The following is a 26,678-nucleotide window of genomic DNA, read 5'->3' on the forward strand; positions in this document are numbered from 1 at the left end:
AATCACAGATTTCTCTTCTGATGCCACTTCTTTTAGGATCCCTGAGACTGGGAATCTTTGAGGGGGGCGTGCGATCAAACGGTAGGATCGGCGATACGCCGCAACGAAGTAGGGGATTACATGACTGGGCAAATACCACCGGAACCAGATGCCGGAAGTGATTTGAACGAAACGAAGAAGTATCTGGATTATCTCAAAAACTCCGGCCGCCCCATTGAAATTCGAACACTCATCGGCTATTGGGGAAATAAAGGGCGCGGTAAGGTCTCTGTCGCGACCATTACGTCGGATCTTGCAAGAATGGGCCTCAGAACGGACCCCCCGTTCGATAGCGGTCCGCTTGACAGTCATGTGACCCTCCAGGGATTGAACGGAGAACTGTCTCCGGGCGCGGATGATCAACCTGAGGATCACCTACTTACGCTCTCTCGCATTCCTTCAGCTTCATTTGCCCTACGGACACGAGACGATGAGAGTGATAACAGCGGATTTGTTCGCCGGGATTCATCCGTTGCTGATGCCGTCACTGTCATGCTAAGGAACGATTTCTCGCAATTGCCTGTAATTGAGTCCGAGGCACGACGTGAAATAGTTGGCGTTTTTACATGGGAGTCTTATGCGCAAGCAAGGCTCCGGGGTGACAATCCTATTCTCGTCGGCTCAGCAACGATTCCGGCCTCTGCTGTGGATCTGCACTCCGATCTGTTTGCGAGCGTAAGTCCAATTGCCGATCACGGCTACGTTCTGGTGACCTACCGTGGGCAACTCTCGGGAATTGTCACAGCATCGGATTTAACTAGGGAGTTCGAGAAACTTACCCTTCCCTTCTTGGCTGTCGGCAGATGTGAACAGGAGTTGAAGCGGGTAGCGCGAGTCAAACTAAGCGATGCTCTAGCAAAGAGTAAGAAGAACTCTGTCGAAGAGCTCATGTTTGGCGAGCTTCAACAGCTCTTCAAAAATCACTGGACGGCCCTCGGCTGGTCGCTCTCGCTGACAAAGTTCGACGGGTGGCTGAATACGACACGTAAGCTTCGAAATTCGATAGCCCATTTTGACAATCAAGATCAAGATTTATCAGCGGACCTCGAGGTTGTTCACCGCTTGACGAGGTGGCTACGAATGATTGCGCATGAACCAGATCAGAAGGCGGATGACGATACAGCTGAACCTATAGGGCAGACCACCACGGCCAAACAGTGAAGTCCTATCCATCTGTGTTGGTGACAGACCACGGTGCCCGCCCAGACAAGTGCAGAAGATCAGGAAGCGGGGATCCTTGTGGGGGTGGCTGCGGTAACTCGGTGGGCGCAGCCTCCCATTGTCAAAGAAGGTGTTCTAAAGACAAAGCACAAATTAGCAACAGGCGGAAGGATCCGAGCCCGTAGTGTCCATTGCGGCCCATACCTTTGATTTGGGTACGAGGCATGTTGACGATGCGGGACTTGCCAAATGCGCCAAAGGCACTTCACCCGCCGTGAGCGTGGCCCTCTCCCCTCTTCGAGTTGTTACTGATCTTCGTGGCACATTTATGCCAAAGTCCGCATCGAGTCTTTAGTCTCGCCCTGTCGCCTGTAGGTATGGGTGCGAATAAACGAGACATCGAACTGCTCTCTCATTCAGCAAAAGATCGGCCCGCAAACCGCGATGGTGTTGCGGGCCTAGTCTTTGGGGCACTTGTACCGTTCAACGGGTCAGGACTTGTTGTCGCCTATCGGGGAGGCTGTGTCAGGCCTTGGATCTAGACTTGCTGGCGGATTTAGCGGTACCCCTACTCTTTGTGGCGGACGTTTTACCACTTCGCCTGTTGGTGATGCCCTTGGTTATCTCGGTATCGGGGTTATTCCTTCCAGCTCCGAGCAGCTGGTGGGCCCGCTGGAAGGACAGCTCGAGGACTTCACCTATTTCACGAACGGTGAGTCCTTCGGTTGCTAGTTTTGATGCAGCTTGACGGCTTTGCTCGGAGGCTTCCGCCTGGAGACGGGCCGCTTCTCTGGCCTTGGCCTTCGCGTCATGGATCAGGTCGTTTAGTTGAGGATTGCTAGTGTCGACGGTGACTTCTACTGCAAAGGAATCTTCCGGTTTTCCTGTTAGTAGAGCTGCGGCGTCCTTTACCATTTCTTCGATGTGATCGAGGCGTTTGGCCTGGGTGAACAGTCCAGGAATTTCTGGTACTTCGACTGCCCACCACTTGCCGGCCCTTTCGGCTACAGCGGTGAGTTTCATGAGATTGGGCTTTCTAGTTTTTGCGGGGATTAGATTAGTTATTGTGCGGGATCTAGTTTTTGAGGTGCTTGAGAATTTTCTGTGCGGTAATTTCGTTTATTTCGTTGTGACGCGGAATGGCGACCTTAATGCCGTTGCCGACTCTACCCAGGTCGTGTCGGCCACCGTTGGTTAGCTCCCACGTTTCGCCGGGCTCTTTGGCGATTCGCTTGGCTTCCCTGATGAGGTCGATCCGTTTCATCCACTTAGTCTATACCCATAGACAATGCTGTCTATGGGTATAGACAGACTTGTCTATGGGTATCACTTAGACTGGCCCTCAGTCCGATGAACAAGCGAACGACGCGCGACGACGGCTATTGGATGCCTGTTCCAGACAATTGCGCGACGACGGCTAATCCTAGGCTTCGAAGTGCATCGGGTGGCAGGATCCGCCCAGGTGCACCACCGAGCATCTCCGGCAAGGTCTCACCCCATATCCCAAGCGCACTGACGAGAACATGCCTGTGTCACCCGCGCCCGGATTCTGGTTCGTGTCGACGAAGATTTTTAGTCCCATCAAGCTCGGACTATGTCACCAGCCGCACGGTGTCACCGCGCAGTTCCAAGTGCCCAGTGTCCACTGCGTGCTGCACCCCTTGATTCAGGCGAGCCGTTATGCCAGCCGTCCGGCGCTTCCCGCCGAACGTTTGAATCGTTTCCCGATGCAGCTCATCCACCGCGATACCACCAGTCGTACTCACGATATTCACCATGGCATTCCGCAACTCCACAACGCTGATGTGCTCCGGTTTACGGACGATCTCAGCGTCGTTCGGCCGGAAAACCTTCCAAGCGCGCCTATCAACTGTGGCATCCCAGACAAAGCCATCGTCGTCAATAACGTGAACCGACGGTTCGACCAGACGAAGCACGGAGTTCGCACGGGAACCGTTGACCTTATTGAGGCCGAATGCAGCACACACCAGCTTTGCCAGGCGGTCCTTGTGCACGGGCCCCTCAGCCGCGACAACAACACCGATGACGTCCCGGACGGCAGCTATGGAACGACGTGAGTGCAGGCTGTCGAGGATGTCGGTGCTTCCAAATCTCTGGACAGTCCACGGTTCGTACAACTGAACCCCGGCATCAACACGTTCTGACGACAGCGTGGCAAGAGGTTTCCGGATCTCCTCAAAAAGTGGCAACGTCCCCAGGATGTCGGTGAAGCTTTCGTCCGCATCAGCGGGATGAGCTTCGTCAAGGTTTCCCGGGCCAGCGATCACTAGGGTGTCCGGCTCTGCCGTCAGTTCTTCCGGAACCTCGCCTGCGGCTTCCCGCAACGAAAGTTCCAGCCGGTCGAGGACAGCTTCACTGTCAGCCAGCCACGCCGGCAGCCATACCCGCTGCACTGAGGGCCAGCGCATCATGCGGGTAAGAACATCCCGGGGAAGCCCGTCCCGGTCGCCCGCCGTCCGGCGGGCAGCCCACGCGGGGCTGTCTAGAAGGACGGCCATCAACGGGCGGTTGGGGTTGTCGGGAACGGCAACGCTGATATCAACTTTGAAGTCGGACAGCCCCACGTCTGTTGCAATGACAAAGCCTCGGTCCCGCAGCGCGTCCGCGATCTCTTCCCGGTGCAGATCGATGCTGGCAGCGCGGCGGCCATCGTAAGGCAGCGCGGCAGTCCCCTGCTCGGCCAGATCAAGGTAGGACCGCAGGTGCTTGATGCCAATGGAGCTGGTTTCCTCGGAACGCAGATCGGCCGGGTTGAAGCTGGAGAAAACCATAACTTGCCGGCGTGCACGGGTGACAGCAACGTTGAGGCGCCGTTCCCCACCCGACCGGTTTAAGGGACCAAAGTTCAGCGGCAGGTATCCCTTGTCATTCTTGCTGAACCCCGTCGAGAACAGGATGACGTCCCGCTCATCACCCTGCACGTTCTCGAGGTTCTTGACGAAAAGTCCCTCCGAATCCTCGTCCAGGGCAGCGACGATCCGTGGATCCTCGGTGTCGCGCAGCAGCCCTTCGATCAGGGCACGTTGCTGCAGGTTGAACGTCACCACACCTACGGAGGGCGTCCCCGCCGGATCAGCATCAAACCTCCGGCGGATCTCGGCCACCACCGCAGCAGCCTCCACCGGGTTGGTACGAAGGACCTTGGATGGTCCTGAGCGGTGGAACTGGCCATCCACGCGGACAAAGTTCACGCCATGTCCGCGGACACCCGCATTCGCAGCGCCGTGGGACGGGCCCGGGAACGAGGAAAGCTTGCTGTCGTAGTACTGCTGGTTACTGAAAGCAATCAGCGATTCGTCCTGGCTACGGTAGTGCCAGGACAGCCACTGCCGCGGCACCCGCGCTTCCACGCACTCGGAAAGGATCGACTCCATATCCTCCACCACGGAGATCTCGGCGTCGCCGTCGCTGCCGGCGTCGGAGGAAATCTCGGCGAATGACGTGGGCGGCATCTGCTTGCTATCACCCACCACCACCACTGACGTACCGCGGCCCATGGCACCAACCGCGTCGGCTACCCGGATCTGTGAGGCTTCATCGAACACCACGATGTCGAACAGACCGGCCTTGGTCCTTCCACAGGCGGAACTTGGCGAACTGCAACATGGACAGGTCCACGGTGTTTTCCACGCGGAAGGCCAGGCCCTTGGCCGAGACGGCGGCACGGACTGCGTCGAAGGCAGCGTCCAGATCGATCCCGGATCCATCTTCCACCGGCTCGGCCAGGCCCGGAATACGCAGGTCGTGGGACTGCGCCAGCTTCTCAAGAAGACAATAATTCGGCGTGGACTGCCCCGTCTCATCGAGTGTGACCCGGTACAGACCGTTCTTCCCTGCCGAAGTCAGTTTCACCGGGACCAGAACCAGTGGGGACCGAAGCGCCCGGCCGTCCAGCTCCCACATCAGGCTGCCAAGGGCCAGGTACAGGTTGTTGGCTCCGGTTTCCTCCAGCTGGGTCTTCGCCTTGTAGGCGAGACCGCGCATCTTGGTGCTGTAGCCGTCCTCGCTGACCTCGGCGAACACGGCTTTTTTGGAGCTGAGCAGGTCGGCGAGTTCATCCTGGGGAAGGTCCCTGCCGAAGCGGATGCCGCGCTCCTGGTGGATGGCACTGATCTGGTTGGACGGTAGCAGGCTGACGGACGTGCCCTTGCTGATGAGGTCCTCGAAGGTGCCCATCCATGCGGTGGGCACTGCGAGTGGGAACCGGGCGGTGTCAGTGAAGTTGATGATCCTGTTCCGCAGGCTCAGGTCCAGCAGCGCGTTCTTCCATTGGATCACGCGGGGTGGAACGTCGGATGCTGTCCGGGCGGTTCCTCCGGTGGAAGTTGCCTTCTCTGGCAGCGCCGGCGCAGTCTTGGTTTCCGGGACGTAGTTGACCACGGTGTAGGTTCCGACGTCGGAAGTGGTCCGGGCCGGCAGTGGGTAGATGCCATCCAGGCGGGCGCGCCTGATGTCAGTCACCGCGTTGATCTCGTCATTGCCGCTTTCCACGTAGCGGTTCAGCGGGCTGCTGCGGAGTGCGGCCGCCGAGATCGGCTGGCTGCCGGTGAGGCGCGTGGTTTCCACGAGGCCGATGAAGCCCCGCTGTACGAGGCTGACCAGCTCGGGCACGTCGTCGGACGCCGCAGTACTGAGGCTGCCTTCCTCGCGCCAGTAGCCGAGGAAGGCGTGGCCGTCCACCAGCCAGAGCAGAGACCTGATGCCGCAGAATTCCAAAGCGGCGGCCAGGACCAGCGTGGTGTCGAGGCACGTGCCCAGACGGTCGTCGAGGACCTGCGCGGGCGTCCGTACCTGCTGCCCTTCCAGTCCCCAGCTGGCCGGTGGCATGCTGTAGCGGATGTCGCGGGAGCTCATGGCCTGGGCGATCGCGAACACGATCTGGTCAACCCGGTCCCCGTCTTCCAGGTATCCGTCGAAGCTGCCGCTGCCCGTTGTTTGGACGAGGATGTCGGCGGCCTCGGACATGAGCTTGGCAATGCTGGGGTGATGAGGTTGTACGTACGCGGCCAGGAACTCGTAGGAGACGAGTCCCCTTCCGGCGATCCATAACTGGGCGGGCAGGAGCGTCAGGTCCGTTTCTGCGCGGCCCAGCTCCGCCACGGCGGCATCGGCGCCCGCCGCGTGGACGGTCACCAGCACCTTTCCAATCTGGCGGTCAGCCAGCTCATACATGGTGGCAGCCTGAACTGGAACGTTGAGGTCATCGAGCGTGATGGTTTGGCCGGCGGCAAGGTCCACATACTGCTGGAAGTCGCCGGAGATCCGGCCTGTCTGCGCGGAGGCGTCCACCTGGACCACTGCACCTCGGATTTCCGCGCCATTGTTGGTGATCTTGATTTGCCTGACGAAGCGCAAGCCGTTGTGCGCCATCGCGTAGCTCAGTGCATCTGCTGTGGTCACCTCAACCACAACGTGGGCAGCGGATGCAGCCGGTTCATGGGCCGAGGGCTCGCCTGGAAGGCTTTCCTCCGGGTGGCCGGACTGTGCAACGGCGGCCGGCAGAGCCTCCTGGTCTTCTTCCGGCTGTTCCCGGTTCGGAGAAGACCGGTTCTGGTACTCGGTGAGAAGCGCAACCAGCTCGCAGTGAGTCTGGTCCAGCCCGATCACTTTGGCCAGACGACCTGCGGTGTCCAGGTCACGGAAGGTATCGGCGTCGTCGAAGCTCTCATTGTGGGCCCAGCGGTTGCGTGCCTGGCGCAGCTCGGAGGTGTGGCTGCGTGCCTCATGTGGAAGGTTGAAGGGGTAGCCGAGTGAGCCCATGGATTCAGTCATGATGCGCAGCTGCAGGCTCAGATCTGTGGGTGCGTAGGATTGCCCAGCGCGGCCAGCGTTCTCATCCTTGTGCTGAATGATCTTGGTCCATGCCACGCCGGGGGCTACCTCAGCGAGCACTGATGCGATGTAGGGCTCAAGGCCAACCGCCAAGGCCTCAAGGGCCCGGCCCACGTACTCGCGGTTGGACAGACTCATCAAATTCCCCCATCTACGGCACCGCCATCAGTACCGTCATTCAATCAATGCAACCAATCATGGCATCCGGCGCTGACAATCCTGCGTGTCTGCTGGTTATGGCACCGCTCAGCGGTCCGGAAAAGCGGTAAGTTACGGCCCGGTCCAATTGAACCCCGTCATTTGCGGCCCTTTCGCCCCTCCTGACGCTACGGACACGGAGAAAGAGCATTCCGGCCGACGCAGCGAGCTTGATGCGGACGCCGCCGTTCCGCGGGGCCGGTGGGGCTGCGACTAAGTGGGCTTCCGGCTTACCGTGCGATCCGCCCTTGAAGTTCTTCGTCGACCCTAGGATTATTGTCGGGCGGAGATGAAAGCGTTGCTGAGCCGTAAATACTCAAGGTGTCCGTCACGGTCCTTCGGAACGGCTGGTGTGCTGAAGTCGGCGAACGGGTGGAAGAACCGGATTGTGTGGCCGTCCTCCTCCGCGAGGTCTTCGAGTATGAACAATTTGATGTACCCGACGAAATCCCCGAACAGTGCGAAGAATTCCGCGTACCGGAGCAGGACATCGGCAAGGGGGCTCGGCTCACCAAGATAGCGGCGGCGGATGCACTCTAGGGTCAGATCGAAGCGATCGGCGATCCTGGGATGGAGTCCGCGTGGTGCTGGAGCCGAGAGTCCGGAGCAGGCCGTTCTCGCCCGCATGCGGGTTGATAGCGCGTTCGAGCAGAAGCAGGCGATCGCCCGTCGGTAGCTACGGGGATCCAGCCGGGCGAGAACATCCTGCTCGACGCCGGCTCCACAGCGCGTGCCGTGGCCCTCGAACTGCGGGGGTTCGAGAAGCTGTCCGTGACTACGCCGGGCATCAACACGCTGCAGGGGCTCGCCGATTCGGAGGGCTTTGAGATGGACTGCCTGGGAGGCCGGCTGCGTGCGGTTCCGCAGAGCTTTGCCAAGCCGACCATGCCCAGACAAGGCGCAAGGAGCTCACGGTCCGGCGGGGGCGTTCCGTTTATGTTTTGGCAGATTCCTCCAAGCTCAGGCTCCGGCCGCTCCACGCCTGGGCGCAGCTGGCCCTGCCGTGGACACTGTGACGGACGACGGCGCCGACCCCGGCCAGGTGCAGAAGTTCCGGGACGCGGGGATACAAGTAGAGGTGGCAGCGTTATCTTGTTGACGCCCGCTGGGTAAGGGCGGGGGAAGTAGTCGAAGGGGACGAGCTTGTGCTGGGTGGGGCTGTTGGTGACGGACCCTTCGGCGGGTTGCTGATCTTCATCGGCGAAACCCAATTGAGACCGCCAAAGCTTTTGCAGCCGCCAACCCTGCCTCATCAACGGCGTCGTGACGTCGTGGATCGCCAGCCCGTGGACAATGGTGCTCGAAAACCAGGCGGCCACACCCGTTCGGCCCTAGATCCTAGGACAGTCCGCAAAGTCCCAGTATTTCTGAACAGAAACCCACCTAGATCAGGGCTTCCAAGTACCGGACTTTGCAATAGGAGGTACACGCTACTCGTGCTGCTTGGCACTCAGTTTCCATAGGGTCTACGAAAGCATAAACGATTGTCTAGGCATGTAATCGGAGCTCTATGATCTCGCGACATAATGGCAGAGGCTACACGCGCAGTCAGCATAAGGAAACCGTACGCCAGAGGCCTTACCCCAAAACCATTGCAAGTCTGGCCGTGTTGGACAGCCTTATAGGTGAAGTCTCCAGATCGGTCTCAACCTTTCTGGCTCAACGCCATATAGGTCGAGAATGTTTGGCACACGATACAAGCCTCAAGATTCGTGCCCTGGCAAATACCAGGCCATACCAAACCGACGCCGAGGTTCGTGCTTGCTTGGCCTTTTGGGACTCCCTGGACAGAACTTATGGTCCCTCGGGCGAGCGAACCTCCGGCTCGGTCATTGCCTTGTTGGACACATGGCAAGCTTGGATAAATTGCTCTTCAATCCTGCAGGGATCGCTTCATGATGCAACTTTCTGGTGGCTTGAGGAATTTGATCAGTCGGAAGTTGGTTGGAAAACACCACCGGGATGGGAACCCAACTTCTTTGCTAAAGGTCGCATTCGTGAAGCAGCACACATTTTCATTAGATTGCACCAAGACCTTTTTCCAGGTATCAGCACAATCTCTGGTATAAGGACAGCAAGACGAAACTACGAACCCAACGAACATCGATCGAAAGCCCCATCACCGGCGAGACCAAAAAATAGGGTCAACTCTAAGCAACCCCTACATGTACCGGGGGTTGGCGCATACTACGTATCGAGTGCAGGACTCCACGGAAACATTGCTGATAACTGGCGTTTCCCGAAATGAGCGGCCTCCGTCGATGACCCTGATGTCAGCTGCCCTAAGTGAATGCCAACCAGATACTGGAACTCACATCGCCTTCCACGTGCCACAAAAACGGCCGTTCAGGTGCCACACGCAACGCAGAGCGAACGCTCTGAAGCTCGATGGACTCTCGTGACTACCAAACCCCTGTGTCCGGATGATTCAGATGAGCGCGCACACCGGGCCGGTCCACGAGATCGCGAAAGCGAAAACCGACAACGGTTTCTACAACCTGGCTGGGTCGCGAGGCAAGACCGTCCTACGCCAGAACCATTACCCATGCCGAGACTCTCTGCGTGGTCCCCATATCCCGGCGATGGCAGTCGCCTATGCTCGTTCTGCTGCTATCCCGCACCCTATTCGGTCAGCGCGACGAGGACACCGCTGACTTCACGTCGCCAGTCGCGGCCTTTGCTGTCTTTAAACTCCAATGATCCCATGTAACCAGCATTCCCTGCGATTGGTTTGGCTTTGTCTTGGTCTGTCATCAGGACAGGCCACCGGAAACGGTCGCTGACGAAGTACTCACCGGGTGCAAGAACTTCCGCCTTGGCGTTTAGCTCGGGTATCACAGCCCCTCCTTGAGCGACTGCCTCCTGCCTCGTGATACGAATATTGAATACTGGAGCGGTCGAGTTGTTCACGATTCGGAGTCCCCACTGACTGTTGCCCTGGATTTGAGCTACGACGGGCCATGCAACCACTTCGGAGGCCTGACGTTGCGCATCGAGGTCCAGAGCTCGCTTTTCTCGTGCGCTTTCAAGCGCATGCATGCGCTGTGCCTCGGTGACAGCATCCTGCGAATGTTTAGTCTGCCGAGTAAGGAAAATTAGCGCCGTGGCCGTGGCCACGGCGCTAACAATTTGTGCTAAATCTACCCAGTTCATACGTTCCCCCAGTTTGTTCTAATGCGACTAATCATGACTAAGTAATTCCCGTTATCATTTCACGTCATCAGAGGCCGACCTTACCGATAAAAGAAGATTAGGATGCGACCTCTGGCCCCACTTGATGCCGACCTTCTGCGGAAAGGGCACTTCCGTGGAGACAGGACTCCAGCCCGGGAAGGCACCGGGTCAGGGCAGCTCGGTGTCATGACACTCAGAACGCACAGTTGTGCGAGTCCATCGACGAAATCTTCGTTAGTCTGTAGGCCATCCTGCGCTCCCGTCCGGCTACCAAGTCGTACACTTCAAGCCAGCACGCTCTACTTGAAAGACGAGCGAGCTTACCTGCATTGGCGTGAACGAAGACGGCTCGGTGTTAAATCCGAACTTGGACGCCCTGGAGCAGCCATACAATTACGAGTTTTCCGATATCGCCATGTCGAAAGCGCTAGGCTTCGAAGGTTGAGCTTCAGCGCGGTGCCGTGATCTCCTTCCACCTGGCATGTAGGGCACCAGCCCATTCGGGTTCGATATCGATGGCGTGCGCGAATAGGCCATTTACGTGAGCTTGATATTCGCTTATGGAAGAAAATCCCAGGGATGCAGAGTACTTGTCCGGCCCGAAGCGCGTGCACCCGTAGACATGCCAGTTGAGGGTTTTCTTGAAATCTCCCCGCATCCGCACTCGCTCCGAATCAACGAGCAGGCCCAGCACCACGAGACGAGATCCCGGTGGGCTGATGCGGATCTTGTCTTCGTGCATGCTGAAGTGGTTTCGAGCGATTTCGCCACGGGCGCTGCGCACGAGGGCGAAGGCACTCGCTCGTGAGAAGTCTCGGTTTGAAGAAAAAGTCAGGTCGTCAGAGTAGCGCGTGTACATAAGCCTGTACCGACTCGCCAACCGCGACATAGAGCGGTCCAAGTTTTCCGCGGCGAGGTTTGCAAGCATCCCACTCGTCGGTGCGCCTTGTGGCAGATAGTCGAGCGGAGTCGCACCCGTGAGGGTGCCGCGACTTCCGTTTTTCCTTCTCGTACAAAGTTTTGCCAGCAGGACCGAAGTGACATCGTCGCATCCGACTTTTCGAAATATCGTCGCAACCCGCCGTGCGTCGACGGAGTGGAAAAAGTCCTTCAAATCAAGCTTGACGAGCCAACGTGCCCCGACGTGAACACGAGCACAGTCCCCAACGGAAACGCCCTTGCGATACGCAAAGCTGGATGCCCCAGCGTGAGAACCGAGAAACATATGCTCCAAGATCCACCGTTGAGCTTTGGCTAAATCCGGTTCTGGCGCCGCGATAGTACGCACCGATCCCCTGGCCTTGGCAACTTGGAACTCGCGATAAGGATCGATACTACGCGCAGCCACATCTCGGAGGTATGCCGGCCGGAGGCCTACTGCCAACGCAAGATGCTCCAAATCTGGGATGGGGCGCTTATTGATTAACATTGGTCGCCCTCGCAGCATGACTCGGGCCCTGCTGCCGGATCTGAGGGAAAGGAATGAAGCGAACAGGACCGTCAATGTCTACATGATCGGAACGATGATGCGACAAATCCGTACTTCAAAGCCAGCTCAATTGGCTGGCCCAGCGTATCGCGAGACGCTTATAGGGCCTCCCCCGCCAATCCGGATTGGAAAGTGAAGCCCATGCTAGATATTGACGATCCTGTTCTGAGCGCAACTTACCCAAGCGAACGGAGGCACGTCAAATCTAAGGTCCATCTAGGTTCGGGACAGTCTTAGATCCTCGCGAGGCCACCGTTGCCCTCGCCTTGTCGGATGCGATCCCGGCGCCATCGAGCTACCTATATCCTTAGTCCATCGAAATCGCTTCGTGGTCGGCCGGAGAAGTCGGCCCGGCAAGTTCGGCAGCGCTAAACTGGGGTCGCTCAGGACCTCGGACCATCAACGTGGCCTGGACCACGAGATCTCCTGAATCACGCGTTCCGGTTGCGACCAGTTTCCAATGCAATCCCAAGAATTGAACGAGATGGATCACGACGCAACAATCCTTAGCCTCTTTGCCGGCATCGGGGGCTTCGAACAGGCGTTTCGAAAAGCCGGGTTCTCGGGCAAGGTGCTGGCCTATGAGAACTGGCCATCAGCCCAGTCCGTCCTCAGCAAACGTTTTCCCTCGGCCGAGTTGTTCGAGGACGTACAGGACCTTGATGCGAAGCTGCACGACGCCGAGCTCGTGACAGCTGGATTCCCGTGCACGGACCTATCCTCAGCCGGCAGACTTGCCGGAATCTCCGGCGACGCTTCGGGCCTCATAATCGGCGTCCTGCAGGCAATCCAGACGCAGAAGCCTGAGTGGGTCTTGCTTGAAAACGTCCCGAACATGTTGCGGCTCAAGGGTGGCGAGGCGATGTCCATCATCGGGAGCATGCTCAGCGCCGCCGGATACAGCTGGAGTTACCGCACCCTCGATGCCCAGCATTTTGGCGTAGCCCAACGGCGTAAACGAGTCTTCCTGCTCGCCAGCCGCCACCAGGACCCGGACCGCGTGCTGTTTCGGGATTACGCAGCGCCATCGGATCGCATGCGGAGCACCACGACCCGTATCCACAAGGCTCATGGGTTCTACTGGACTGAGGGCAATCGCGGCGTTGGCTGGGGCGACGGTGTTGTGCCAACGATCAAGGGATCTACCACTGCGGGAATTCCCTCGGCCCCCGGTGTCTGGCTTCCCGGGTTGCCGGCGGAATTGAGGTTCCGGACGCCGTCCATTGAAGCCTTGGAGACACTGCAAGGCTTTCGCCCGGGCTGGACCAGCGCGGCACCGTCAAGAGACCGCTGGAAGCTCGTTGGCAACGCAGTGGCCGTCCCCGCGGTGCAGTGGATAGCCGAGGGGCTCAGAGCCTACGACCAATTGGAAAGTGTTCAGCTCCCCCGGGAACTCGACGTGAAACAAGGCTGGGGCTCGGCGGGAATTTCGGTCGGCGACCACGTGCGGCGCGCAAGAGTCTCGGAAGCTCCCGTCACGGGACCTTTGCGCCGGACGTTCACCCTTCAAAGGGTTCTTGAGGAGAGGGGCTCAAACGCCCTTTCTGCGAAGGCGACACGAGGGTTCGCCTCGCGGCTGCTCCGAAGCACCCTCCGCTACCAGGACGCCTTCATGCAAGACCTCAAGGAGTACGCCTCCCTCTGATGTCGGTGCTGGTGTGTATAAATAGTGGGAGTATCAACGAAATCGAAAAATGGGGGAGCATTAATGACAGTCGCGCCTGCGGCGTCGGCAGTTCACGACGAGCTGCCTGAGGTCGGTCAATTGGTCACGGTTCGAGGTTCAAAATGGATCGTCACCGACGTCGCCGCACAGGCCCTGGAGCGGTCCAGCGCGGATGACGGGAAAGCCGAGCTCCAGCACGCGGTGTCGCTCCAGTCGATCGAGGAAGAGCACTACGGCCGCGAGATGACCGCCATCTGGCAGCTTGAGCCGGGGCGGGGCGTCATTCTTGACCAAGGCCTCCCTGCGACAGTCGACCCAGAGCATTTCGACGATCCGACCACCTTCGCCGCCTACGTCGATGCCCTTCGCTGGGGTGCTCTGACCTCGGCGGATGCCCGGACGCTTCAAGCCCCCTTCCGTAGCAGCGCAACCATCGAGGCCTACCAGCTTGAGCCGCTCCGCCGCGCACTGGAAGCTCCTCGAGCAAACCTCCTCCTTGCCGACGACGTCGGCCTCGGCAAGACCGTCGAAGCCGGACTTGTGGTTCAGGAGCTGCTGCTCCGTCACCGCGCCCGATCGGTCATCATCGTGTGCCCAGCCGGCCTGGTCATCAAGTGGCAGGAGGAAATGCGCGACAAGTTTGGCTTGGGCTTCGAAATCGTAAACTCCAACACCATGCGCGACTTCCGCCGACGCTTCGGAGTGCACGCGAACCCGTTCATCCTTTTCCCCCGGGTCATCGTCTCTATGTCCTGGCTGCCATCACCGCGAGCCGAGCGACTCCTCCGAGATGTGTACGCCCGGGCCGACGACAAGCGTGTTGCCGACCGGTACGCCTTCGATGTCGTGATCGTCGATGAAGCCCACCACGTTGCCCCGGCCACACCATCGCGAGGCGGCAATGACAAGAGCCGCTACGCCGTCGACAGCCAGCGCACGGTGTCCGTCCGCGAACTCGCGAGGCGCTGCGAACACCGGCTCTTCCTCAGTGCCACCCCGCACAACGGTTACACCGAATCGTTCACGGCCCTCATGGAGATGGTCGACCCGCAGCGCTTCGCCCGCGGCGCCGATCTCGACGCCAAGGCGCTGCGCGAAGTGGCCGTTCGCCGGCTCAAGAAAGACCTTCCTGATGAGGGCTTCCAACTGCGGGAAGTGCACGCCCTGTTGTTCCAGCCCTCCGATGACGAGTCTGAGGCCTACGACCGGCTGATCGCGTTCACCAGACGGCGCAACGCCGCCGTAAAAGCCGAGAAGGGCAAGCGCGCCGCAGACCTCGCGACTCTGATCCTGAAGAAGCGGTTCTTCTCCTCGCCAACAGCATTCGCTGCGACCGCCGAAACGTATCTCGCCACCCGTCTGCGTGGCGACGACGACATCGACTTGCCTGACTACGACGAGGTGCTCGGCGACGAAGCCTCCGACGAAGAGGAAGGCCGCCTGGAGCAGCCTGAGCTTGAGGCACTCCGCACGGCACAGCGCGCCCAGATTCCGTTGAACGATGAAGACGTCGCGGATCTTGAGTGGCTCATCGACTGGGGATGGCGCTATGCCTCGTTGCCTGACACGAAGCTTCAGGCGCTTATCAACCTGATCCGGGGTCAGCTGCTCACTCCAGACGGAACTTGGCTGAACGAACGCGTCGTCATCTTCACCGAGTACGTCGCCACGCTCAACTGGATCCGTGACGTTTTCAACGCCTTTGACCTGGGCGGCGACCGTCTTGCGGTGATCGAGGGATCAACCGATGCCGAAGAGCGCGAACTCATCCGTGTGCGCTTCACCGAGAACCCTTCCAAGGACCCCGTGCGGATCCTGATCGCGACTGACGCCGCGGGTGAGGGCATCGACCTGCAAACACACTGCCACCGCCTGGTCAGCTTCGACCTCCCCTTCAACCCCAACCGCCTTGAGCAGCGCATCGGCCGCATCGACCGATATGGGCAGACCGAACGCCCGCAGATTTACCACCCAGATCCGGAAGACAAGTCGGCTACCTCTTCGAACTACGCCAGGGACACGGACTATCTTGCCCGAGTCGCCCGCAAGATCTCACGGGTACAGGAAGACCTCGGATCCGCCGGCGACATCATTGATCCGGATATCCAGCGAACGCTTGGCTACGGAGACCTGCCTGACCGGCCTAAACTGATCAAAGGCTCCGGCGAGCAGATCATTCAGACGGCCATGCAAGGCGAACACAATCTCCGCCGTGAACTAACTTCCCTCGCCGACAGGCTTGAGAGTTCCCGTGACCGCCTTCACCTGCGTGACCGCAATCTGCGCCGCGTCCTGGAGACCGGGCTGCGGGTGTCCGGTCAGCCCGGCCTCACTGGTGTGGTCGACGACGACGAACAGGCCGACCTCTACGTCCTGCCGTCCGGACTCGACCGGACCTGGACGCCTGGCTTGGAGGGGCTGCGCACGCGTCTGCGCCCAGATGTGGCACGCCCCATCACGTTCGACGGTGAAGAGGCGAAGGGTCGCACCGACATCGTCTACGCCCACCTGGGACACCCGCTCATCCAGCGCGCAGCCCGTGAACTCCGGGGCCAGATCTGGACCCGTTCAAATCACATCCATGGCGTGAGCGCCGTCGTAGTCGACGGGCTGGAGCAGTCGTTCGTCGCCGGCGTCGCACGCTTGGTCGTTGTCGGCGACGGCGGCACTCGCCTCCACGAGGAAGTGTTCCTTGCCGGCACTCGGCTCACTCGACGCCAGGAACTCGGCGTCGAACGGTCGGAGGATCTTCTGGTCACAGCACTGGACGCCGAGAAGTTGACTTCACCTGCCCCCGCAGTGCTCGCCGGACTGGCCAATCTTTGGAACTCAGATGGCGCCCACGACGGCGGCATTCGCCAGCGCGTCGCGGACGCCGTCGCCTCTCGGGCTCAAAGGCTACGCAGCGGGATCGAGCAGGACCTTGTCAAGCGCAAGACCGCCGACCTCGAACGTGTGAACGAGGTTTTCGCCAGGTTCCGCCAGACATTGGCGGGCACGCTCGACAACGCCGAAGAGCGCAAACGCGAGCTTGAGGACATGCTGTTCCACGAGGAGCAGCGCCAGCGCGAGAAGGACTTGATAAGCATCAGAAGGCGTCTCGACGCCCTCGCCGAGGAGCAGCGCGATGAGCGGGACGCCGTCTCCAGGCGGTACGCCAATCTGCAACCGCACACATTCGTCGCCGCGGTCGTGTTCGCACTGAGCCCGACCGATGCTGAGAGACTGGGGAAGAACGATGGCAACTAAGGACCCTTGGGAGTGGCTGTCTCTCGTCGACGTTGATGGGCCGTTCCTTTCGCGCGCTGCCCTCAAATCGGTGTTCCCTAACGGACTCGACCGGCCGTACAACGCCATCGACGACGTCAACAGCACGTTCGTCTACGAGCACACGGTCTGGTCAAAGGCGTGGACTGCCCGTCAAGGCCAGACAGGTGCCGCTAGTGACCTCGCCTGGCGCGACCGCTGGGTCACGTCAGTCCTCCGCGATCTTCTGCAGTGGGGCGACTACCTCGTGGAGCACCCCGACTCAACGATCCTCGCCAGTTCGCCCGATGGCGACGTGACGGTACGCCCCTGGGCGGCGCTCGACGCAGGTGACGGCCCAGCCGCGCTGGTCGTAGTCGTCGACCCCACCGACGACCTCCGACGAACCGGCTCCGACGGGTGGGCAGCCGACGCCGTCGACCGCACTGCTGCCCTCCTCCGCGAAGCGAAAATCAGCGTCGGGCTGGTCACCGATGGCCGCTGGTGGGGCATCGTATCCGCCGTCCGGGACGTCACGACGGCGAGCGGCATCTTCGATTCGCTGATCTGGCGTGAGGAACGGGACAGCAGGGACGCGTTCCTCGTCCTCACCGGGCTGGTCTCGCTCGCCGGCGGCGCCACCGAGAAGCGTCTGCCGAAATTGTTTGAGCTCAGCGTCGCCAGTGCCGAGGCAATCACCGAGGCCCTGGGCGACCAAGTCCGGCGTGCGGTCGAGCTCGTCCTCCAGGCGATGTCCGAGTCGCACTTGCGGGCCGTCGCAAACGGAGAGGAGTCTCCTCTGCCGGACGACGGCAAGCAGGTGTACGAAGCGGCAGTGTCCGTATTGATGCGCGTCGTCTTTCTCCTCTTCGCCGAGGAACGCGCCCTGCTGCCGCAGCATCAGATGTACCGCGACTCCTACGCCATTTCCGGAGTTCGCGTTGACTTGGAACATCGGGCGCAGAACGACAGCGAGGAAGCCCTCGACCACACCTGGGAGACCTGGCACCGCCTACTCGCCGCCAGCACTGCTATCTTCTCGGGTGCCACGTTCGAAGACACCCGGATGCCGGCGTACGGTGGATCGCTGTTCGACCCGGCCCGCTTCCCATGGCTACGTACGACCAACGCACAAGGGCAGCTCTCCGTCCGCGTCTCCGACCGGGTCATGCTCCAAGTCCTCAAGGCCGTGCAGATCGCCCATGTGGGCGGCGAAGCCCGCCAGCTTTCGTTCCGCGACCTCGACGTCGAACAGATCGGCTACGTTTACGAGGGTTTGCTCGGGTATTCCGCCGAATACACCCAAGACGTCGTCGTCGGGCTCCATGGCAAGAGTGGGTACGAGCCTGAAATCGCTTTGACCGAGCTACGCACCATCACCGATGCTGCGACGAGCGGCGCAGACTTTGCCAAGAAACTCATCGACCATCTGGGCAAGACCCAGCCCAATGCAAAACCCGCTACAGTACGACAAATTGCTAAAGCATTCGAAGAGGACGACGAAACGAATGCCGCCGACGCCCGCACCCGCCTCGGTTTCGTGCTGCTCGGCCATACCGAGTTGGTCGACCAGCTCGCGCCGCTGCACGCCCTAATCCGAAGCGACCTTCGCGACTTCCCGTACGTGGTCCCTGCGGGCGGACTAGTGATGACCGAGTCACCGCAACGAGCCAACACCGGAACCCACTACACCCCTCGGTCGCTCGCTGAAGAGGTGGTACTTCATGCGCTGGAACCGCTCGTCTTCTCGCCGGGTCCCCTCGACACCGAGAACCGGGACGACTGGGTCCTGAGGAGCTCCACTGAGATCCTCAACCTTAAGGTCGCGGACATCGCCGTCGGTTCCGGCGCGTTCCTTGTCGCAGCTGCCCGATACCTCGCGAAACGCCTCATCGAAGCCCGTTCGAAGGAGGGGTTGAGCGGAGCCGCCAACGAGGACGCCAAGCGGTGGGCGATCCGCGAAGTGGTAGCCCGCTGCCTCTATGGCGCGGACATCAACGGCATGGCCGTCGAGATGTGCAAGCTCTCCTTGTGGCTTGTCTCGATGGACCCCGGCAAGCCATTTTCCTTCGTTGACGACCGTGTGTTCCATGGAAACTCACTGCTCGGCGTCACCTCCGAACGGCAGCTCCGCGCACAGCATATCGACCCCAGCCGCAGTCGAATCCTCCAGAGGAAGCTCCTGCAGCTCGACGTCGACAGCGACCTCGCCCGCGCCGCGCAGCTTCGTCGCGAGCTTTCCAGCGGCCAAGTCGATGACGCCGACCGGATGCGCTCCACTCGGGCCAAGCGGAAGCTCCTGGAAGAATCGCGCGAGGTGACCACTCGCCTGCGCGATGTTGCTGACGGGATCATCGCGGCGGGTCTCGGAGAAGGAGGCAAACCCGGGAAAGCGCTTGAAGCGCGCTATGAAGAACTGGCCGATGCACTCTACGCCGCATACACGTCGAACAGTGTCACCGGTGACAGGAGCCGGTTCGACGCGATCCTCACCTCGGGGCTCACTCCTACAGTTGATATTGGAGAGGAGCGGTGGAAGCCGCTCCATTGGGTGATTGAAGCTCCCGATGTCATCGTCGACCACGGCGGCTTCGACGCAATCATCGGCAACCCCCCGTTCCTGGGGGGGCAAAAGCTCACAGGTGCCATGGGTGACAACGTGCGCGACTGGCTAGTGAATGTCGTTGCTAGCGGTCGCCGCGGAAGCGCCGATCTAGTCGCGTACTTTTTCCTCCGCGCAGGTGCTCTGACGGTAGACGGGCACGGACAGTTCGGACTAATCGGAACCAATACGGTCGCGCAAGGTGCGACTCGAGATGTTGGCCTGGGAGTGTTGGTGGAGGCCGGTTGGACAATTCGCCGCTCGGTTCAAAGCGCCAGATGGCCTGCACGAAGCGCCAATCTGGAGTACGCCGCGGCGTGGGCCAGCGGCCGCGCCTTGGAGCCGGGCGTCCGAGTCGAGGCGGATGGCACCCTTGTCCCTGGAATCTCCTCGCTTCTTGAGCCCCAGGGACGTGTTAGGGGAGAACCCGTACGACTGCGAGACAATGCCAAAATTGCGTTTCAAGGAATCATTGCTCGGGGCACGGGATTTTTCCTTTCCAAGGACGAGAGGGATTTCCTAATAGCCGAAAGCACCGCCAACGCTGAGGTGGTGTTTCCCTATTTCGGAGGCGAGGACCTGAACTCGCGCCCTGATGCTAGTGCTTCCCGGTACGTCGTTGACTTCGGCGGGATGAACGAGACCAGTGCGAAGGCTTTTGGTGCCCCCTGGAAGCTCTTGGTGGAACGCGTACGCCCCGTTCGGCTACTCCTCGACGCTAACAAATACCCGCGCCTCGTCGAGCAATGGTGGCAGTTCGAGGCCCGCAGACCGGGCCTATACCAGGCTATTTCCGGGCAGTCACATGTAATCGCTATTGCGCTCGTTAGTAAGACTGTGATGCCCCTCCGGGTGCACGCCGATCAGGTCTTCGCAAATACGCTAGGGGTGTTTGCGCTCGACGATTACGCGGACGTGGCGATTCTCTCGTCGATGCCGCACCAAACTTGGGCAATCAAATATGGGTCTGGGATGCGAAATGACCCCCGCTACACCCCATCCGATGTTTTCGAGACACTTCCTCGACCGCAATCGACCGGTTGGATGCAAAAAATTGGCGAGATTTTGGATACTGAGCGTCGGGAAATCATGCTTCGACGCGAACTAGGGCTGACCGCGCTCTACAATCGCGTCAATGATCCGAGCGTGACGGCCGATACAGAGGTGGCACGAGTTCGCGAGATCCACGTCGAAATCGATAACGCCGTAATGGACGCCTACGGCTGGTCAGACGTCCGGCTGGACCACGGCTTCCACACATACCGGCAGATGGAGCGCTTCACAGTGAGTCCGGCTGCCCGTGTCGAGATTCTCGACCGGCTGCTGGAAGAGAACCACCGCCGGGCAGCGCTGGAGGCACAGAACGGCGGACGAGCGCACGCCCCCTTGGAGCTCGACCTTGATCCGGAGACCGCCCCAGAAGGAGCGATGTTCTAAATGACCACACAGACTGTGCCCTCCCAACCAGCGACCTCCGCCCAGGTCCGCGACGAGCTTATAGACCTATTGCAGCGGGATCTGATCGGACCGTGGGGCGAGCCCGACGAGACGGTCAACGGAACGCCGCGCGCCCGGTACTTAGTCGGAGCGCTGGCGCCGGTCTCGATCGGCGACGACGACCCGCTGCCTCAAGCAAAGGCACAGCCGGCGGTAGACAGCCCGGATGAGTTCCGCGACTCTGATATTGCGGCAGTCCTGGACGCCGATGCGAGCCGTGACGTCCAGGGCATTGTAGACGAGCCCGATGAAGTCATTACTGACGCTGGCGGAACTGATACCGATGAAGACCGAGGCCCGGAGTCCAAGCTCATCGCACCGTCGTCCATGGGGCTCCGCTTCCAGGTCGGCCCCGACGTCGGCAACCTCGTTTTCACAGCACGGTGGGGTCAATACGCGTCCCGCCGGGAGACCGACGAGGACGGCCGCACGCAGACCTTCTATGACCGGACCGACCACGTTGTGCCGCGGACGATTGACATTGCGGCGGTCGGTGTTGGTCAGACGCACACCGAAGTGATCATTGAGGGCCACGTGGCGATCTCGGTCGAAGTCTTCGACCACGACGGGCTGCGGGTGGTAGAAGCCGCCTTACAGAACACAAAGGTCACCGGTAAAGAGCTTCCGCCCAAGGTCTGGCTGTTCCAGACCCAGCTGGAAGTACGGGCCGAGGACAGGAGCGCAGTCTTCCGTCCCACTCGCGACGCCCTTGAACAGGCGCGTGACTTCGGCGACCCCGAAGTGCTGCAGCTCGATCTCTTGTACCGCGATCGCCTTGAATTCGCCGTGGGCCGCACGGCCTCCGCCACCTGGACCCTGCCGGATCCGCAGTCCCGCACGGCCACTTCGGTGCGGACGACCTGGCTCCCCACCGCCGAGGTCCCGCAAACCCTTGCACCAACCATCAAGGGGGCCGTGATGAGCATGCGGCTGCTAACGGAGGCATCTCCGGATCAGCTCGGGCAATACCTGACACCTTTGCTCGACGGCTATGAGCACTGGCTCAATGACCGACGCCTCGACGCCGCGGCTCTGCCCGAGCACCTCCAGAAAGTCGCCGAAAGCGGAGTTCAAGACGGCGAGGATGCGCTGAAGCGCCTGCGCGCTGGCCTCAGTCTGCTGACGAATACTGATCCGAACGCCCATGCAAGTGAACAGGCCCGAAAAGCCTTTGCCTTCATGAACCGCACGATGCGCGATCAGCGTCTCCGATCCCAGATAGCCGCGCTCAGGAATGCGGACCGCACATTGCCGGTTAAGGATGCGACGGCAGCGATCGATGCAAAGGGTGATGGCGCGGCTTCATGGCGCGCCTTCCAGCTCGCGTTCATCCTGATGCAACTGCCGTCGATCGTCGACCCGACGGTGCCTCGGCGGTCCGGCGACTTGCCCCGCGCGGAGTTGCTGTTCTTCCCCACCGGTGGTGGCAAGACCGAGGCCTACCTGGGGCTCGCGGCATTCACGTTCGGAATCCGCCGCCTCCAAGGCGTCATCGAGACGCCCGGCGGCCTGATTGACGGCCGCGACGGTGTCGCCGTGCTGATGCGGTACACGCTCCGCCTGCTCACCTCTCAGCAGTTCCTGCGTGCCACCACGCTCATGTGCGCCGCCGAACTAGTCCGGTGTGAAGACTCCACGACGTGGGGACAGGAACCGTTCCGCATCGGGCTGTGGGTGGGCTCAAGCGTCAGCCCGAAACGCTTTGCTGAGGCGGAGCAACAGGTGCGCGACGTACGCAACGACGACGGCAATTCCGCCTACGGACTCACGGTGCTTCAGTTCAGCAGCTGCCCATGGTGCGGAACGCCAATCAATCCCAAGGCGGATGTCGTTGCCGTGAAGGCGACCCAGCGTATCCACGTGTACTGCGGAGACAAGCTCGGACGGTGCCCGTTCTCAGCCGGAGGCAGTGCAGTCGACGGTCTTCCCGTGCTCACCGTGGACGACGAGATCTACCGTAATCCGCCGACCTTCCTACTGGCGACCGTCGACAAGTTTGCGAGACTGGCCCGCGAAGGTGAGGCGGCGAGCCTGTTTGGCTACGTGTCTCAGCGGTGCGAACGGCACGGCTACAAGCACCCGGACACCGTGACCTCTGTATGCGGAGCCAGCGGTCACACCGCAAAATCGGAGGGCGGGAGAACCTATCCGAAGGCCATCGTGAAAGATGTGGACCGGCTGCGACCGCCGGACCTCATCATCCAGGACGAACTCCACCTCATCACCGGCGCGCTCGGCACTGCAGTGGGCTTGTTCGAAGGAGCAATAGACACACTCTCAACGTGGGAGTACGGCTCTGTCGACAGCCACGCGTTAGTGAAGCCCCTAATTATTGCCTCCACCGCGACCGTGAGGAACGCCCGCGATCAGGTGATGAAGCTCTATGCACGCCAAGTGCAGATCTTCCCGCCCCAGGTCCTATCCGTGACAGACACCTTTTTCTCGAAGGAGGTCGCCGTCAGTGAGAAGGATCCCGGCCGGCGTTACGTCGGAGTAAGTGCCCATGGGGCACGCCTGACCCTGGCCGAAATCCGGGTCAGTGAAATCCTTCTGCTCGCCGGACAGAAACTGTTCGATGCTCACGGCGCGGCCGCCGAACCATACGTGACGCTGGTTGACTATTTCTCCGCCACCCGGGAGCTGGCAGGCATGCGCCGCTATCTCGAAGACGACATCGTCACCCGAACAAGCAACCCCGACAAGGAATCAGGATACCCGCGGCGAGGATCCAGCGGACTGCGGATCGGCGAATTGACATCCCGTATCTCGTCAGCGGATATCTCCAAGACGCTCACCACCCTGGGCGTCCCGTTCGACCCGGAGCGGGACACGACTGAGGCAAAACGGGAATATGGTGTGCGGGCTGCCGCTGCCAAGAAGGCTGGCAAGAAGCTTCCCCCTCGGGACATGCCGTATGACGTGGTCCTCGCTACCTCCATGCTCCAGGTAGGGGTGGACGTGCCGCGGCTTGGCTTGATGCTGGTGGTTGGCCAACCGAAGAACACTGCGGAGTATATCCAGGCCTCTTCCCGCGTTGGTCGTGAAGCTTCCAAACCGGGCCTCGTGGTGACGCTCGCCAACCGGTCCCGGCCGCGGGACATGGCGCACTATGAACAGTTCGAGCATTACCACGACACGTTTTATGCGCACGTCGAGGCACTGTCGGTTACACCGTTCTCCGATGCCGCTTTGGAACGGGGCCTGACTGGCGTACTGGTGTCGGCGGCCCGCGTTGCCGACCAACGGAATGCCCCCTCGCTTTCTCCTGAAATCGGGGCTGGGACGATCGTGCAGCGTCGGCCGTTCGTCGACACCCTTGTCGACCGGCTCGTCACACGGATCAGAATTGCCAGCGGCGGTGACGACGCGGTAGCGGACGCCGCCAAAAGCAAGCTCATCCTGCGCCTCGACAAGTGGACGGACGAGTCGGACAAGTGGTCAGGCGCTTTGACTTATCAAAAGGACTCCCTGGGCGGTGGGCAGATCGTGTCACCCCTGCTGGTGAGCCCGGAGACAGTGGTTCCCGACGAAGACAGCCGTCTGTTTCAAGTGGCCAACTCGATGCGCGAAGTTCAGCCCGAGATCAATCTCCTTGTAACACCGATCGTTGGCAGACTAGCGGAGCCGCTAAGTGCAGCTGCGCCGAAATGGGTCTTCTCGAAGAAGGATGCGAAATGAGTCAAGTCGTAGAGGAAGAGGCATCCAGCGTCGCCGGAGTAGTGGCCAACCCCTTTGGGGAGCTGGAAGCCGTCGGTGCGAAGAACCACAGCCGTGTCGGCTCGGTACGACCCAGCGCGCTCCTGTACACCTCGGGCATTGGGGCCACGGTGGACATGCCTCACATAGCGGTGATGCCCCAGGGGCTTGACGCTTGGGAGATCGCTTACTCGAAACAGGGCGGCCCGCAGCTGGTCTTGGTGCCGCGACTGCTTGCGGCAGTCCGCAAGATGTTGCCTCGCGTCGAAGAGCTGCGGCAACCCCCCTGGGTGCCGGAGAAGGCCCATGAAGGTGGCACTCCGATTGGAATCCCGACCCGCGTGTTCCCCCAGTGGCTTCGCTGCACCGGCTGTGACCTGTTGGCGCCTATCTCGGAGTCGACCAAGTTCGAGTTCGTAAACACCAGCAAGCACCGGCCTGACAAGGCGCAGTTCGTGCACAAAGCGTGCAAGGGCCGTCCCAAGAAGGGCCAGAAGCAGGGCACTTTGGAAGCGCGGCCGCGCCTGGCCGTGCCTGCCCGTTACTTGATTGCCTGTACCGACGGGCACCTCGACGAGTTCCCTTATGTTGAGTGGGTACACGGCGCCGACGGCGACCCCGCGACGTGCAAGGTCGCCAAGCCTGAGATGCGAATGATGGAATGGCGCTCGAACCTCGGACCGCAGGTGAAGATCTCTTGCGTGGCCTGCGACGCCTCACGAAATATCGCTGAGCTCACGCGGGCCGGCGGAGAAGAGATGCTGCCCGACTGCCGCGGACGGCACCCACACCTTCCCACTTACGCGCCGGCCGACCATCCGTGTCAGGCGGACGTTAGGCTGATGCTGCTGGGCGCCGCAAACCAATGGTTCCCCGCCTCGGTGAGCGTGCTCGTGCTGCCTGCACGCAAGCACATTACGACCGCGGACGTGGTAGAGACAGTGAAGGGATTGCCGGCCGTCACCTTCGCAGATGTGCAGACACTCGAAGATCTACTGGCGTGGCGGAAGTTCGGCCCGAAGGACGTCCGCTCGATCTTTGACGGAATTGCAGATGACGCCCTCTGGAACGGAATTCAGGTCGCTCGAGGCCAAGCTGTCGCTGAACCCGAGTCCTCACCCTCGGGCTTCGATCCAATCAGCCTACTGGAACCGGAGTGGGACACTCTCGTTCACCCAGAGGACTTCGAGCGCGAAGACCGAAAGGCTGGCTTCCGCGTGCGGCCGGTGGAGGTGGCTCCGGCCCTCCAGCCGGTCCTGTCCCACGTCGTCGCGGTGGAGAGGGTCAAGAAGGCCAACGCGTTCATCGGCTTCACGCGCATCGATGCTTTGGACCGCGTAGGCGACGCTCCGAGCCGGATCGCGCCGCTTGTCCAGTCGGGAAAGCCGAAATGGGTTCCGGCAACTGAGGACCGTGGTGAAGGAGTATTCCTGCGCTTCGATGAGGACGTGATGCGTGCCTGGGAGGACGGTGTACTCGGATCCAAGGTGTGGCAGTCCCATGTGGCCGCTCACGAACGCAACGTCAAAAGGCGCCAGAGTCGCACAGCGGTGGCGATCGATCCAGCAGACCGAATGCCGCCGCCCCGATACTGGGCGCTGCACACGATGTCGCACTTGCTTATTCGCGAGATGGCAATGTCCAGCGGCTACGGCTCGGCATCACTATCCGAACGTCTTTACGCGTGGCGTGAGACGGACGACCGGGAGGCTGCCGCGGGAATTCTGATCGCCACGACGTCCCCCGACAGCGAGGGAACTCTCGGAGGGTTGGTTGATCTGGCCAGAACGGAGCGGCTGGAAGGGGTGTTCCGGGATGCGCTGCGACGAGCGGAACGATGCTCTTCGGACCCTATCTGTGCGCATCGGGTGCCCAGCGGTCAGGAGGACTTTCTACACGGCGCGGCCTGCCACTTCTGCCTGTTCGTGTCGGAAACGTCCTGCGAGAAGGCTAATCGCTTCCTCGACCGTCGCTTCGCACTAACGCTGAATTCAGGGCCTGAGTACGCGGTCGATGGTCTGCTCCAACCGGTGCTCGAAACCTTCGGAGGCTAGGCG

14 protein-coding genes are annotated in these 26,678 nt (G+C 60.8%); 7 read left to right on the forward strand and 7 right to left on the reverse strand.

The genetic code is table 11. The annotated features are described in order from the left end of the window. Positions 1 to 120: 120 nt before the first annotated feature. On the forward strand, positions 121 to 1,200 hold the full coding sequence (locus IEX33_RS12390; RefSeq protein WP_188730568.1) for a CBS domain-containing protein: 1,080 nt from the start codon (positions 121 to 123) through the stop codon (positions 1,198 to 1,200). 525 nt (positions 1,201 to 1,725) lie between these two features. Here the strand turns inward: IEX33_RS12390 and IEX33_RS12395 are convergent. The 5 genes from IEX33_RS12395 to IEX33_RS19535 form a co-directional block, all read right to left on the reverse strand. After that, complete coding sequence (locus IEX33_RS12395) at positions 1,726 to 2,223, reverse strand: type II toxin-antitoxin system HicB family antitoxin (RefSeq protein WP_188730570.1); 498 nt, start codon at positions 2,221 to 2,223, stop codon at positions 1,726 to 1,728. Positions 2,224 to 2,275: 52 nt separating this feature from the next. Beyond that, positions 2,276 to 2,464 carry a hypothetical protein gene (locus IEX33_RS12400; RefSeq protein WP_188730572.1) on the reverse strand — a complete coding sequence of 63 codons (189 nt, stop codon included), beginning with the start codon at positions 2,462 to 2,464 and terminating at the stop codon, positions 2,276 to 2,278. 328 nt (positions 2,465 to 2,792) lie between these two features. Then, the gene (locus IEX33_RS12405; protein ID WP_188730573.1) at positions 2,793 to 4,769 is read right to left on the reverse strand and encodes a DUF3320 domain-containing protein; all 1,977 of its coding nucleotides are present in this window, start codon (positions 4,767 to 4,769) and stop codon (positions 2,793 to 2,795) included. Continuing rightward, a complete protein-coding gene (locus IEX33_RS12410) occupies positions 4,756 to 7,191 on the reverse strand; it encodes a DUF4011 domain-containing protein (protein WP_188730575.1) in 2,436 nt (811 codons plus the stop codon). Before IEX33_RS12410 ends, IEX33_RS12405 begins: the two co-directional genes overlap by 14 nt. A 333-nt stretch (positions 7,192 to 7,524) precedes the next feature. Next, the gene (locus tag IEX33_RS19535; RefSeq protein ID WP_377090830.1) at positions 7,525 to 7,878 is read right to left on the reverse strand and encodes a DUF6994 family protein; all 354 of its coding nucleotides are present in this window, start codon (positions 7,876 to 7,878) and stop codon (positions 7,525 to 7,527) included. 78 nt (positions 7,879 to 7,956) lie between these two features. Between IEX33_RS19535 and IEX33_RS12420 the strand changes: the two genes are divergently transcribed. Next, positions 7,957 to 8,364, forward strand: a complete 408-nt coding sequence (locus IEX33_RS12420; RefSeq protein ID WP_308421977.1) for a DeoR/GlpR family DNA-binding transcription regulator — start codon at positions 7,957 to 7,959, stop codon at positions 8,362 to 8,364. Positions 8,365 to 9,873: 1,509 nt separating this feature from the next. Here the strand turns inward: IEX33_RS12420 and IEX33_RS12425 are convergent. Together IEX33_RS12425 and IEX33_RS12430 are read right to left on the reverse strand one after the other, a co-directional pair. Then, the gene (locus tag IEX33_RS12425; protein WP_188730578.1) at positions 9,874 to 10,404 is read right to left on the reverse strand and encodes a hypothetical protein; all 531 of its coding nucleotides are present in this window, start codon (positions 10,402 to 10,404) and stop codon (positions 9,874 to 9,876) included. A 469-nt stretch (positions 10,405 to 10,873) separates the two neighbouring features. Further along, positions 10,874 to 11,854, reverse strand: a complete 981-nt coding sequence (locus IEX33_RS12430) for a reverse transcriptase family protein (RefSeq protein WP_229675363.1) — start codon at positions 11,852 to 11,854, stop codon at positions 10,874 to 10,876. Between the two features lie 544 nt (positions 11,855 to 12,398). Between IEX33_RS12430 and IEX33_RS12435 the strand changes: the two genes are divergently transcribed. The 5 genes from IEX33_RS12435 (at position 12,399) to drmB (ending at position 26,675) form a co-directional block, all read left to right on the forward strand. Next, on the forward strand, positions 12,399 to 13,559 hold the full coding sequence (locus tag IEX33_RS12435; protein WP_188730582.1) for a DNA cytosine methyltransferase: 1,161 nt from the start codon (positions 12,399 to 12,401) through the stop codon (positions 13,557 to 13,559). Between the two features lie 63 nt (positions 13,560 to 13,622). Beyond that, positions 13,623 to 16,829, forward strand: coding sequence for a DISARM system SNF2-like helicase DrmD (gene drmD, locus IEX33_RS12440; RefSeq protein WP_188730584.1), 3,207 nt, complete (start codon positions 13,623 to 13,625; stop codon positions 16,827 to 16,829). After that, on the forward strand, positions 16,819 to 20,865 hold the full coding sequence (locus tag IEX33_RS12445) for a DNA methyltransferase (RefSeq protein WP_188730585.1): 4,047 nt from the start codon (positions 16,819 to 16,821) through the stop codon (positions 20,863 to 20,865). The genes drmD and IEX33_RS12445 overlap by 11 nt, the downstream gene beginning before the upstream one ends. Next, entirely contained in the window at positions 20,866 to 24,603 is a 3,738-nt protein-coding gene (gene drmA, locus IEX33_RS12450; protein WP_188730587.1) for a DISARM system helicase DrmA, read from the forward strand. Then, a complete protein-coding gene (gene drmB / locus IEX33_RS12455; protein WP_188730589.1) occupies positions 24,600 to 26,675 on the forward strand; it encodes a DUF1998 domain-containing protein in 2,076 nt (691 codons plus the stop codon). The genes drmA and drmB overlap by 4 nt, the downstream gene beginning before the upstream one ends. Positions 26,676 to 26,678 lie beyond the last annotated feature (3 nt).

The organism is Pseudarthrobacter scleromae (assembly GCF_014644515.1).
Classification (GTDB): Bacteria; Actinomycetota; Actinomycetes; order Actinomycetales; family Micrococcaceae; genus Arthrobacter; species Arthrobacter scleromae.